The organism is Candidatus Villigracilis vicinus (assembly GCF_016702885.1).
GTDB lineage: Bacteria > Chloroflexota > Anaerolineae > Anaerolineales > Villigracilaceae > Villigracilis > Villigracilis vicinus.
Window position 1 is genome coordinate 132043 of the sequence record NZ_JADJDD010000011.1, and the last position, 11647, is coordinate 143689.

The 11647-nt window shown below is 51.2% G+C and carries 12 protein-coding genes and 1 pseudogene; 4 read left to right on the forward strand and 9 right to left on the reverse strand.

The annotated features are described in order from the left end of the window. Positions 1–21: 21 nt before the first annotated feature. The 6 genes and pseudogenes from IPG80_RS11500 to IPG80_RS11525 all read right to left on the reverse strand — a co-directional run. Entirely contained in the window at positions 22–1050 is a 1029-nt protein-coding gene (locus IPG80_RS11500; RefSeq protein ID WP_345106708.1) for an RIO1 family regulatory kinase/ATPase, read from the reverse strand. Positions 1051–1310: 260 nt separating this feature from the next. Then, positions 1311–2204 carry an EamA family transporter gene (locus IPG80_RS11505; RefSeq protein WP_345106710.1) on the reverse strand — a complete coding sequence of 298 codons (894 nt, stop codon included), beginning with the start codon at positions 2202–2204 and terminating at the stop codon, positions 1311–1313. Between the two features lie 40 nt (positions 2205–2244). Next, positions 2245–3336 carry an alpha/beta fold hydrolase gene (locus tag IPG80_RS11510; protein WP_345106712.1) on the reverse strand — a complete coding sequence of 364 codons (1092 nt, stop codon included), beginning with the start codon at positions 3334–3336 and terminating at the stop codon, positions 2245–2247. Between the two features lie 63 nt (positions 3337–3399). Further along, complete coding sequence (locus tag IPG80_RS11515; RefSeq protein WP_345106714.1) at positions 3400–4515, reverse strand: alpha/beta fold hydrolase; 1116 nt, start codon at positions 4513–4515, stop codon at positions 3400–3402. 7 nt (positions 4516–4522) lie between these two features. Next, positions 4523–4774 (reverse strand): YgiT-type zinc finger protein, encoded by a 252-nt coding sequence (locus IPG80_RS11520; RefSeq protein ID WP_345106716.1) that lies wholly within the window; start codon positions 4772–4774, stop codon positions 4523–4525. After that, positions 4771–5013 (reverse strand): annotated as a pseudogene (locus IPG80_RS11525) (DUF4258 domain-containing protein); the annotation flags it as partial. The gene IPG80_RS11520 and the pseudogene IPG80_RS11525, both read right to left, overlap by 4 nt. Positions 5014–5049: 36 nt before the next feature. On the opposite strand from IPG80_RS11525, the gene IPG80_RS11530 reads away from it, so the two are divergent. Next, entirely contained in the window at positions 5050–7005 is a 1956-nt protein-coding gene (locus IPG80_RS11530; RefSeq protein ID WP_345106719.1) for an AAA domain-containing protein, read from the forward strand. A gap of 95 nt (positions 7006–7100) precedes the next feature. On the opposite strand, the gene IPG80_RS11535 is transcribed toward IPG80_RS11530, so the two are convergent. Further along, positions 7101–7298, reverse strand: coding sequence for a hypothetical protein (locus IPG80_RS11535; protein ID WP_345106721.1), 198 nt, complete (start codon positions 7296–7298; stop codon positions 7101–7103). 69 nt (positions 7299–7367) lie between these two features. Here IPG80_RS11535 and IPG80_RS11540 point away from each other — a divergent pair, with 69 nt between their 5' ends. Further along, complete coding sequence (locus IPG80_RS11540) at positions 7368–8201, forward strand: transposase (RefSeq protein WP_345106723.1); 834 nt, start codon at positions 7368–7370, stop codon at positions 8199–8201. Positions 8202–8669: 468 nt separating this feature from the next. On the opposite strand, the gene IPG80_RS11545 is transcribed toward IPG80_RS11540, so the two are convergent. Further along, on the reverse strand, positions 8670–8867 hold the full coding sequence (locus tag IPG80_RS11545) for a hypothetical protein (RefSeq protein WP_345106725.1): 198 nt from the start codon (positions 8865–8867) through the stop codon (positions 8670–8672). Positions 8868–8936: 69 nt separating this feature from the next. Here IPG80_RS11545 and IPG80_RS11550 point away from each other — a divergent pair, with 69 nt between their 5' ends. Continuing rightward, complete coding sequence (locus tag IPG80_RS11550; protein WP_345106728.1) at positions 8937–9770, forward strand: transposase; 834 nt, start codon at positions 8937–8939, stop codon at positions 9768–9770. 472 nt (positions 9771–10242) lie between these two features. Here IPG80_RS11550 and IPG80_RS11555 read toward each other — a convergent pair whose 3' ends face one another. Continuing rightward, positions 10243–10440, reverse strand: a complete 198-nt coding sequence (locus IPG80_RS11555; protein WP_345106725.1) for a hypothetical protein — start codon at positions 10438–10440, stop codon at positions 10243–10245. A gap of 146 nt (positions 10441–10586) precedes the next feature. On the opposite strand from IPG80_RS11555, the gene IPG80_RS11560 reads away from it, so the two are divergent. Continuing rightward, positions 10587–11243: a transposase gene (locus IPG80_RS11560; RefSeq protein ID WP_345106731.1), complete on the forward strand. Its 657-nt coding sequence runs from the start codon at positions 10587–10589 to the stop codon at positions 11241–11243. Positions 11244–11647: the final 404 nt, after the last annotated feature.

Sequence of the window (11647 nt, forward strand, 5' to 3'; positions counted from 1 at the left end):
AAGAAATCAAGGAAGACGCTCCTATCTCTGCTGATCCCACAACTTGCGATCATTGGGGTCGTTCGGGTCAAGATATTTTGGGTCCACCTTTTCAAACACGCGATGCCCGTGTGAAGTCCACAAGTCTGCGGCGAGTTTGCGGGCATCAGTACGGACACCCTGTGCGGAAAAATACTGACAGATACGGGTTACGTCACGTTGAAAGATGCCCCATGAAGACGGGTTCGATTCGGGAAAAACCACCTGCGGGAAATCAATGAACTTGATCTCACCCTGCCAATAGAGAATGTTATATGCCGAAAGATCACCGTGGATACGATCCAGTGAGAGCATAATATCAATGTTGCGGACGACGCGCTCGAATAACGGCTTTGCCTCGTCGCGGTCCAGGGATATGCCGCTCAATGCTGGTGCAGCAGTGGCGGCATCGCCAATGAATTCCATCAGGATGGAATTCTTCTCTTTGGCATACGGCTTGGGCACGTCCATGCCGGCTTCAAAGAACTTTTCCATGGTGACGAATTCGTACGCGATCCAGGATTGGTGGCGCACTTCTTCACCATAGCTTGTACGCTTGGCAATGGCATTGATGTCGGCTTCCTTCCATAAAGCGTGACCGTCTTCGTCAATATCATGGCGACCGACGCGGTATTGCTGGTCATTCTTAAGATTGCGCAGTGAGCGCGGACGGTAGATCTTGGCAGCCAGCAGCGGCGCATCCACCTCGACGCCGGGCTTGCACTGGTATACCGAGGCTTCTTTTCCGCCTTTGACCCTGCGCAAGACATCCGAGATCCATTTGTGCTCATAGAACGCACCCAGCGACTCAAGCAGCCACCATTCCTCAAAACGGGCAGCTTTGTAGGTGAACTTAAATGTAGTGCGCGAATCGTCCTGCTTGTGCTTGAAAAGCCTGTCTGCCGCGGATAGACTTTTGGGATGCTTCCCCGTAGTGCGCGGACGCCGCTTCCCAGATTCCAGGGTGGTATTCAGTTTTTCTTCATCATCCAGATCATCAAAAAGTTCGTACAGGTCGTTATTTGTATTCATTGTCAGTGACTGCCTTATCGTATGTTAAACAAAAGACCACAGAAAGAACTCTCCTGCGGTCTGGGGTGGACGGGGTTTAAATAAAAACCGCAGGCGGAGCACGCCTGCGGTTGAGGGTTTGAGATAGTCGAAACTACATCAACTCACACGGAGGCGCGCTAAACAATTGAACTGTGGATACTAAGATAGCTTGCATGTTTTCGAGCCTCCTTTCGTGGAATAAGATATTAAAGAAATTTTATGACAATCGCAAAGGCGCGTCAAGAGCCAGTTTTCTTATAAAAGGCTCCCACCCACACCCCAAGAAGCACGAGCAACCCGCCCAGAATGAAAGGCAGAGTGACTGTCTCTTTTGCCAGCCAGGCAGCCAGAGAGGTGGCGATGAGCGGGAAGAAAAGAATGGCATAAGACGCCGCAGATGCCGTCCATTTGGAGAGGACGTAAACGAACATGTAGAACATCACCACCGAGCCGCCCAGAATGAGATAGACCAGAGCGCCCCATACTTTCGGTGCAGAGGGCAAAACCCAGGCTTCATGTGCAAAAAAAGAAGCAGAAACTAAAAACAAAGCCCCGGAACTCATTGATAACGCATTAATGATGATCGGGTCACTTTTCAGGGAGACCATTTTAAAAATGACGTTGCCTTCTGCGGCAATCAAGGCGCTTGCAACCAAGGCAAAGATGCCGGGCAAAAATTCCACGCTGCCGGGCTGGGCGTTGACGGCGATCGCTATCCCGGCAAATGCTATGATGCCGCCGATCAGTGCCTGCACACGGAATTTTTCCAGCCGATGCAAAACCGCCAATGTGAGGGTGAACAATGGGCTGGTGGAGATCACAACAGTGGCAAGACTGACTGGCACAGTTTGCAACGCCCAATACAACAAAGCAAAGCTCGCGCCGCTGGAGAGAAATCCGTTCAGAGCGATCACGGATGAATCGCGCAGGCTGGGTAATTCCATTTTTCTGACGAGGAAGATCATCCAGAAGACGAAGGCGGCGGGGGCAAAACGCAGAAAGGCACCCCAGAATGGGGCGAGTTCCAGATTACTGAAACGGATGGCAACCGAGTTCGAGCCGCCCAGCAGAATGACCAGAATAAAAGCGGCAAGGACTTTATTATCTGGGAGGTGCGATGATGTTTCTGTCATGAAGTCTCGTTTCGATTGATTTATTACGGATCGTCTATTACTACTTCACATGCTTATCAAAGAACAACTGTGTCTTTGCCATGAACACGAACCACGGGTCGCCGATGAAGGAATGTTCTTCGCCCTCGTAGCCAAATATTTCCGCCTCGACGCCGGCATCGACAAAGGCAGCATACATTTTCTGTGACCACTCAGGCGGGGTGCCTGCGGAGGTTTTGCCGTCTTCGGTACCGTATACGACCTGGACAGAGGCGGTGACGGTTTCAAAATGATAGATCGGGGAAACCGCTTCCAGCATTACAGGATCCGTTGTCGCGTCAAAGTAGGAGGCGCTGAGATCGGCGGGCAGACTCAATGGGATGATATCCGAAGAGTTGCAACCGAACGTCGCTTCGCCCACCAGCACATCCCCAACACAGCCGGGACCCCAACGCCCGATCACGTCGGCAAAATCGGCGCTGACAGATGAGTATAAGACAGCCGCTTTGACACGCGAGTCGATGGTGAGGACTTTGGCGGTGATGCCGCCGCCCATACTATGCCCCCACATGCCAATGCGCTGTGTGTCGGCTTCGGGGATGGACGGAAGCGCGTTCATTAGGTTGATGACATCGATGGCAAGCCCGGAGTAGAAGAGGCTGACATCGGTGTCTGAATCGCCCCAACTGCGATAATCGGATGAAATGGTGAGATAGCCGCGGCGATTGAGGAATTCGGCGGCGCGGTCGGTGCCGTCGCCAGAGTTATAGATGTAGCGCGAGAAAAATCCGTGGTTCATGACGATGACCGGATAAGGCGACTCGCCCACTTTTGGAATTTGCAAAACGCCAGTGATGGTCAGCCCATCACTTGGGTATGAGATGAGATAGCGGGTAAAGTTATCGGTTTCCAACACGGGTTCGCCGCGCTTGATGGTGCCGCTTTCGTATTCACGTTCACGTAACCCCGCAATGGTGTATGGCTGCATTGCCTGCTCGGTGGTGAGGGTGGCAGTGGGCTGCGGAATTTTGGTCGGTACAGAGGTGGGCTGGACAATCGTGACAACCAATTCTGGTATGACAGGTGTAGCGGGGGCTGTGCTGCTACAGGCAGAAATAATTATAGAAATAAGGATAAGAGTAATTTTTTTCATATATCACCAATTGAGCTTGTAGGCTCAGAATTTCCTGAAGTAGAACTTTAGGAGTCCAAGCGCTTATTTTAAGTTCTCATCAAAAAATGCGACGGCGCGATCCATGAACAGAGTCCAGGCGTCGCCGGTGAAGGAGTGGCGTTGATTTTGGTAGACGAACATTTCAACATCTTTGTTTGCGTCGAGCAGACCTTGATTTAATTTATACGACCATTCTGGCGGAGTCGAGCCGATGTAATCGCCGTCGGCAGAACCGATGTGGATCTGTACCGGGACTGAGACGAGGTCCAAGTGATAGAACGGAGCGACCTCGCGCATCCGCTCTGCGCTTTGAGCTGATTCTTTATAAGCGGCAATGACCTGCGCTGGGAGCGACTCGGGAAGCACATCTGCCGAGTTGCAGGTTTCGAGCAGCTCACCGGCGGCGATATCGCCAATGCAGCCATAGCCCCAGCGCGCGATCAGGTCGGCATCGTCGGCGGAGTTGGGTGCGTATAAGACCGCCGCTCGCACAGGAGAATTGAGCGTGAGGATTTTGGTCGTGATGCCGCCGCCCATGCTATGTCCCCACATGCCGATGCGTGAGACATCAGCCTGCGGGATGGAATCAAGGGAGGCAAGCAGGTTCATGACATCTGCAACCAAGCCGGTGTGGAAGAAGGAAACGCCAAAGTCAGAAGTGCCCCAGGTGCGGTAATCGGACGAGATAGTGATATAGCCGCGTTGCGCTAGATATTCTGCGGCACGCTGTGAGCCGTCGCCTGAGGTGTATTCACTGCGCGGATAAAAACCGTGGTTCATGACGATGACGGGAAAGCTCCCCTCCCCTGCCGGAAGGTTTAACACGCCAGTGATACGCAACCCGTCTGACGGATAAGAGATGAGATAACTGCTGAATTGATCGTTGAAGGCGATACGTGCGCCGATCTCGATGACTCCGCCTTCGAATTGACGTTCACGCAAGCCCGCAATGGTGTAGGGATACATGAGATGCGGCAAGGCTGTGGCGGTGGGTGTCACTTGCGGCGTGGAGGTTGGTGTGTGCGTTTCGGTTGGGTGAATCACCGTTACGATGGGTGGAGGGAGGGTGGCAGTGGGTGAAGCAGGAGCCGTTGTACAGGCAGTAATACACAATGCCAAAATCAAAAAACTATCTTTATAAAAATTTGGTTTGAGCATAGTGCCCTCACCCTGCCCTCTCCCAAAGGGAGAGGAGAGATGCGTAATCGTGAACGACGTCCAGTACGCCTTCTTCTAAAATTTGCTCGACCCTCTTCAAGAGGTCGATGGTGGTGGCTTCATCTAAAAAGGATTCGCCACAGGCGGGGCAGACCTGCGCAGGGACTTGATGCACGACTGCCCGAAATTCGTCGCGTGCAAAGCTGATGGAGGAAAATCCGCTCACGGTGTGGGACTCTCGGCATACGACACAGATCATCGACGGCTCCGTGAGTCTTTTTTCCATTTGTCGGGAGAAGGCAGGTAGACGGTGATGATGGTGGTGTGCTTGTCGTTTTCGGAGGTGACGACGTGGAAGGGGCGCCTGCCTTGCGTGCCGAATAATAAGCGGCTGGGCTCGGGCATTTCGGAGGTGTAGTCTTCGATGACATCTTCGGCTTTCAACGCCTCGCGGACTTTGCCGACGGATACGCCGCGTTCGAACATTCGTTGCACCGCATGGGCGCGAAATAGGAGGGAGTAAAATAATTTGCCATGAAAATTTCACCGACGCAGTATTTTGGGAATCTTGCCCTGTTGTTAGACCTTGAAGCCGAAGCCGAGAAAAAGGAGGCGTTGCGTGAAAGGGTTAAGTTCTCGCCTGCCGAGGCGGAGGCGACGGGGAATAGCATCGTTAACCTGGTGATCCGCGAGGAGGGGTTTGGTTTGGGGGGGCATTTTCTGCTGGGGTTCGGCAAGCGTAATGAGACTCTGCCCCTGCCGTGGACAAGTCTTGGAGTGGGCAGCCCAGTGATCGTTTCAGAAGAGAGCCGCGGCACTTCATCTAATAATGAAGAGAACGGTTGGCGGGGAATCGTCAGTGCGATCCGTAGAGATGCGATCCAGGTGGCGTTGAATCAATTCATTGAGACCGAAGCCGAGAAGCCGACTTTTCGGATCGACCGAGCTTCGGATGAGATCGCGCGCTTTCGTCAGCGGCAAGCCATGGAGGCGGCGCGGGCGGCAAGCGGCAATTCGCGGCTTGAAATTTTGCGGGATGTATTGATCGGGAATGCCGGTGCGCTCTTTGAGAAAAGCGAGCCGTTGAATGTGTTCAATAAAAACTTGAATGCTTCACAGATCGAAGCAGTGCAATTCGCTTTGAGCGCCGAAGATGTTGCCATCTTGCATGGTCCGCCGGGGACAGGGAAAACTACGACGCTGGTGGAGTTGATCAAGCAAATTACGCGGCGCGGGCAAAGTGTGCTGGCTGTGGCTTCGAGCAATTTGGCTGTAGATAATTTGCTTGAGAAATTAATTGCAGCGGGCGAACATGCCATTCGGTTGGGGCACCCGGCGCGGGTGACGCCGGAGCTGCGCGCGCATACGCTCGACCTGTTGGTGGAGCATCACCCTGATAACAAGATCGCCAATAAACTCACGCGGGATGCGTACGCCTTGCGCGATCAATCTTTTAAATATACGCGCGCCAAACCGGAGCGCGGTGAGAAGCAAGCCATGCGCGATGAAGCCAAAGAGATGCTGCGCGAGGCGCGGCAGATCGAGGAGCAGATCACTTCGGGTATTTTGATCAAGGCGCGCATCATTTGCGCGACTGCCACCGGGCTCGACCGTGAGCGCCTGGGGGGAAAACATTTCGATTGGTGCATCATGGATGAGGCGAGTCAATGTACCGAGCCTGCGGCGTGGATCCCGATCCAATATGCGCAACGGCTGGTGTTGGCGGGTGACCCGTGTCAACTTCCGCCTACTGTGGTTTCGCCCGAAGCGGCGCGCGGCGGATTCAATATCAGTTTGATGGAGCGCCTGCTTAATGAGGGTGGTCCGCGCAAGCTGTTGGATGTGCAATACCGCATGCATGCCGACATTATGAATTTTTCTTCGGATGCTTTCTATGATGGGCATTTGCAAGCGGATGAGTCGGTTCGTTCTGCGCTGTTGGTTGATCTGCCGCATGTGAGTTCGTCGCCGCTGACAGAGTGCGCCATCCACTTCATCGACACAGCAGGCGCCAGCTACGACGAAGAACCAGAGCCGGATGGTGAGAGTCGACTCAACCCGCTTGAGGCGGAGTTGGTGATTAAAAAAGTTAACGAGATAATCGATCATGGCATTTCAGCCGAAGATATCGCGGTCATTTCTCCGTATTCAGCGCAGGTCAAGTTGTTACGTCAGAAGTTATCCAAAACCGCCGCCAGGGACGGCAGCTTGAGCGAATTAGAGATCGATAGCGTGGACGGTTTTCAAGGACGCGAGAAAGAAGCGGTTATCGTGAGCCTGGTACGCTCGAACCGTGACGGTGATGTGGGCTTCCTCGCCGATACGCGCCGCATGAACGTCGCTCTGACGCGTGCCCGGCGTAAGTTGGTGGTGATTGGGGATAGTGCAACGATCACGGCGCATCCGTTCTATGAGAAGTTGGTGAAGTATTTTGAAGCCGTTGGTGCCACAACTATAGGTGATATACAACTATGCAACAGTCAGGGGTGAAATTTGATGTGGCTCACATCCTCCGCAAACATATTGGCGAATATAAAATGTCTCATCGGCTTTCGTATGAGCAATCGAAAGCTGTCAGTGCGATTTTAGATTGTCGCACGCCCGCTCTTGGCGGTGTCGTAAAGATTTGTTTTGAATGCAAGAATTGGGAGTTTCACTACAAGGCTTGAAAGAATCGACACTGTCCCCAGTGTGGGGCTTTCGAGAAAGCTCAGTGGCTCGAAGACCAAAAGAAATGGATCCTGCCCATCCATTATTTCCATGTCGTCTTCACCATCGACCATGTTTTCAATCCACTGGTTGCCTTCAATCAGAAGCTCCTCTTCAATCTCTTCATTGATGTCGCCGCTCGATTGTTAAAGGAGTTCGGTCAGAAGTATCTCGGCGGTGACATTGGCTTTTCGTTGGTCATGCACACCTGGGGGCAGACTATGCAGGAGCATTTGCATATCCATTTCATCGTTACGGGTGGTGCGTTGGTCTCATCCCCTACTGGCTATTCCTGGAATCCTGCTTCTCACAAGTTTCTCTTCCCCGCCCTCCTGCTTTCCAATATGTTCCGCAACCGCTTCTGTTTTGAAATCGCCAAACTTTGGGTAGACGACAAACTCAACACCAATGATGGCGCTCTTGATGTTCAGGATATGTTGCAACAAGGCTTGTCCAAAAATTGGGAGGTCTATATCCAGCCTCCGCTCTACGACAAAGAGAAGCTGCTCGAATATCTCGGTCGCTACATCTTCCGCATTGCCATTTCCAATCACCGCATTGTTGCCCTTGGCAAAGACACCGTCACCTTCAAGTATTTCGACAATCGCGACGATGGCAAAGAGAAACTCATGACCCTGCATGTCTTCGAGTTCATTCGCCGTTTCCTTTCTCATGTCCTCCCTGATGGCTTTGTCCGTGTCCGCCATTTTGGCTTGCACAATGCTGGTTTACGTCTCAAACTCCAACATGCCCGCCGTGTTCTGGGTGAACCTTTTGAATTGCCCGCCATCCTTAAGTTGAAGTTCCTCGATTGGTTCAAAAAGATCACTGGTTCCGACGATGACCCGCGCACCTGCAAGTTCTGTGGCAAAGGTTTAATGTTGCCCGTTCGTGAGTTTGGTCCTGTCTTTGGTTGGCGTTTGTTCTTCCATGCCGTGCTTGGTTTCTTCTCCTCATGGAAACTTGCCTTTACTTGACTCCCTTTTTCTTGTTCGCCCGTTCGCGGGGTGGGTGGATTTTGCCTGCTTCTTGTTTTCCCCCTCTCCATTCTCTTTTTCTCCCTTCACTTTTCTTCTTCTCTCTTCTTTTATTTGCCTTGCTCTCTCTCCAAGTCGTGACCTCTCTTTATTTTAAGCTATAATCAAAAACGTAATTCCTATAGCAAGCACGTCCAACAAAGCGTGCACCTGACGCTGGGGATTCTGTACGAATCTCAATCAGTTTTCTACGCCTTATCATTTTTCTGGTTGGACGGCTTCGCCGTCCCCGCCCCAGCGCAGGTAACGCAAACCGTTGGACGAACCTCGCACAACTATAGGTGATATACAACTATGCAACAGTCAGGGGTGAAATTGGATGTGGCTCACATCCTCCGCAAACATATTGGCGAATATAAAATGTCTCATCGGCTTTCGTATGAGCAATCGAAAGCTGTCAGTGCGATTTTAGATTGTCGCACGCCCGCTCTTGGCGGTGTCGTAAAGATTTGTTTTGAATGCAAGAATTGGGAGTTTCACTACAAGGCTTGAAAGAATCGACACTGTCCCCAGTGTGGGGCTTTCGAGAAAGCTCAGTGGCTCGAAGACCAAAAGAAATGGATCCTGCCCATCCATTATTTCCATGTCGTCTTCACCATTGACCATGTTTTCAATCCACTGGTTACCTTCAATCAGAAACTACTTTTCAATCTCTTCATTGATGTCGCCGCTCGATTGTTAAAGGAGTTCGGTCAGAAGTATCTCGGCGGTGACATTGGCTTTTCGTTGGTCATGCACACTTGGGGGCAGACTATGCAGGAGCATTTGCATATCCATTTCATCGTTACGGGTGGCGCGCTTGTCTCATCCCCTACTGGCTATTCCTGGAATCCTGCTTCTCACAAGTTTCTCTTCCCCGCCCTCCTGCTTTCCAATATGTTCCGCAACCGCTTCTGTTTTGAAATCGCCAAACTTTGGGCAGACGACAAACTCAACACCAATGATGGCGCTCTTGATGTTCAGGATATGTTGCAACAAGGCTTGTCCAAAAATTGGGAAGTCTATATCCAGCCTCCGCTCTACGACAAAGAGAAGCTGCTCGAATATCTCGGTCGCTACATCTTCCGCATTGCCATTTCCAATCACCGCATTGTTGCCCTTGGCAAAGACACCGTCACCTTCAAGTATTTCGACAATCGCGACGATGGCAAAGAGAAACTCATGACCCTGCATGTCTTCGAGTTCATTCGCCGTTTCCTTTCTCATGTCCTCCCTGATGGCTTTGTCCGTGTCCGCCATTTTGGCTTGCACAATGCTGGTTTACGTCTCAAACTCCAACATGCCCGCCGTGTTCTGGGTGAACCTTTTGAATTGCCCGCCATCCTCAAGTTGAAGTTCCTCGATTGGTTCAAAAAGATTTCGGGTTCCGATGATGACCCGCGTCTTTGCAAGTTCTGTGGCAAAGGTTTGATGTTGCCCGTTCGTGAGTTTGGTCCTGTCTTTGGTTGGCGTTTGTTCTTCCATGCCGTGCTTGGTTTCTTCTCCTCATGGAAACTTGCCTTTACTTGACTCCTTTTTCTTGTTCGCCCGTTCGCGGGGTGGGTGGATTTTGCCTGCTTCTTGTTTTCCCCCCTCTCCATTCTCTTTTTCTCCCTTCACTTTTCTTCTTCTCTCTTCTTTTATTTGCCTTGCTCTCTCTCCAAGTCGTGACCTCTCTTTATTTTAAAGCTATAATCAATATCGTAATCCCTATAGCTAGCAGTTCGTCCAACATAGCGTGCACCTGACGCTGGGGATTCTGGACGAATCTCAATCTGTTTCCTACGCCTTAGCATTTTTCTGGTTGGACGGCTTCGCCGTCCCCGCCCCAGCGCAGGTAACGCAAACCGTTGGACGAACCTCGCACAACTATAGGTGATATACAACTATGCAACAGTCAGGGGTGAAATTGGATGTGGCTCACATCCTCCGCAAACATATTGGCGAATATAAAATGTCTCATCGGCTTTCGTATGAGCAATCGAAAGCTGTCAGTGCGATTTTAGATTGTCGCACGCCCGCTCTTGGCGGTGTCGTAAAGATTTGTTTTGAATGCAAGAATTGGGAGTTTCACTACAAGGCTTGAAAGAATCGACACTGTCCCCAGTGTGGGGCTTTCGAGAAAGCTCAGTGGCTCGAAGACCAAAAGAAATGGATCCTGCCCATCCATTATTTCCATGTCGTCTTCACCATTGACCATGTTTTCAATCCACTGGTTACCTTCAATCAGAAACTACTCTTCAATCTCTTCATCGATGTTGCCGCTCAGTTATTAAAAGAGTTCGGTCAGAAGTATCTCGGCGGTGACATTGGCTTTTCAATGGTCATGCACACTTGGGGCAGACTATGCAGGAGCATTTGCATATCCATTTCATCGTTACGGGTGGCGCGCTTGTCTCATCCCCTACTGGCTATTCCTGGAATCCTGCTTCTCACAAGTTTCTCTTCCCCGCCCTCCTGCTTTCCAATATGTTCCGCAACCGCTTCTGTTTTGAAATCGCCAAACTTTGGGCAGACGACAAACTCAACACCAATGATGGCGCTCTTGATGTTCAGGATATGTTGCAACAAGGCTTGTCCAAAAACTGGGAGGTCTATATCCAGCCTCCGCTCTACGACAAAGAGAAGCTGCTCGAATATCTCGGTCGCTACATCTTCCGCATTGCCATTTCCAATCACCGCATTGTTGCCCTTGGCAAAGACACCGTCACCTTCAAGTATTTCGACAATCGCGACGATGGCAAAGAGAAACTCATGACCCTGCATGTCTTCGAGTTCATTCGCCGTTTCCTTTCTCATGTCCTCCCTGATGGCTTTGTCCGTGTCCGCCATTTTGGCTTGCACAATGCTGGTTTACGTCTCAAACTCCAACATGCCCGCCGTGTTCTGGGTGAACCTTTTGAATTGCCCGCCATCCTCAAGTTGAAGTTCCTCGATTGGTTCAAAAGATCACTGGTTCCGATGATGACCCGCGTCTTTGCAAGTTCTGTGGCAAAGGTTTGATGTTGCCCGTTCGTGAGTTTGGTCCTGTCTTTGGTTGGCGTTTGTTCTTCCATGCCGTGCTTGGTTTCTTCTCCTCATGGAAACTTGCCTTTACTTGACTCCCTTTTTCTTGTTCGCCCGTTCGCGGGGTGGGTGGATTTTGCCTGCTTCTTGTTTTCCCCCTCTCCATTCTCTTTTTCTCCCTTCACTTTTCTTCTTCTCTCTTCTTTTATTTGCCTTGCTCTCTCTCCAAGTCGTGACCTCTCTTTATTTTAAAGCTATAATCAATATCGTAATCCCTATAGCTAGCAGTTCGTCCAACATAGCGTGCACCTGACGCTGGGGATTCTGGACGAATCTCAATCTGTTTCCTACGCCTTAGCATTTTTCTGGTTGGACGGCTTCGCCGTCCCCACCCCAGCGCA

What these genes read in the sequence shown, in the direction of transcription:
- IPG80_RS11500 (WP_345106708.1), bottom strand. Translation starts at nt 1,050, where the DNA reads ATGAATACAAATAACGACCTGTACGAACTTTTTGATGATCTGGATGAT.
- IPG80_RS11530 (WP_345106719.1), top strand. Translation starts at nt 5,050, where the DNA reads ATGAAAATTTCACCGACGCAGTATTTTGGGAATCTTGCCCTGTTGTTA.
- IPG80_RS11560 (WP_345106731.1), top strand. Translation starts at nt 10,587, where the DNA reads ATGCAGGAGCATTTGCATATCCATTTCATCGTTACGGGTGGCGCGCTT.
- IPG80_RS11510 (WP_345106712.1), bottom strand. Translation starts at nt 3,336, where the DNA reads ATGAAAAAAATTACTCTTATCCTTATTTCTATAATTATTTCTGCCTGT.
- IPG80_RS11505 (WP_345106710.1), bottom strand. Translation starts at nt 2,204, where the DNA reads ATGACAGAAACATCATCGCACCTCCCAGATAATAAAGTCCTTGCCGCT.
- IPG80_RS11545 (WP_345106725.1), bottom strand. Translation starts at nt 8,867, where the DNA reads ATGGTCAATGGTGAAGACGACATGGAAATAATGGATGGGCAGGATCCA.
- IPG80_RS11555 (WP_345106725.1), bottom strand. Translation starts at nt 10,440, where the DNA reads ATGGTCAATGGTGAAGACGACATGGAAATAATGGATGGGCAGGATCCA.
- IPG80_RS11535 (WP_345106721.1), bottom strand. Translation starts at nt 7,298, where the DNA reads ATGGTCGATGGTGAAGACGACATGGAAATAATGGATGGGCAGGATCCA.
- IPG80_RS11515 (WP_345106714.1), bottom strand. Translation starts at nt 4,515, where the DNA reads ATGCTCAAACCAAATTTTTATAAAGATAGTTTTTTGATTTTGGCATTG.
- IPG80_RS11520 (WP_345106716.1), bottom strand. Translation starts at nt 4,774, where the DNA reads ATGATCTGTGTCGTATGCCGAGAGTCCCACACCGTGAGCGGATTTTCC.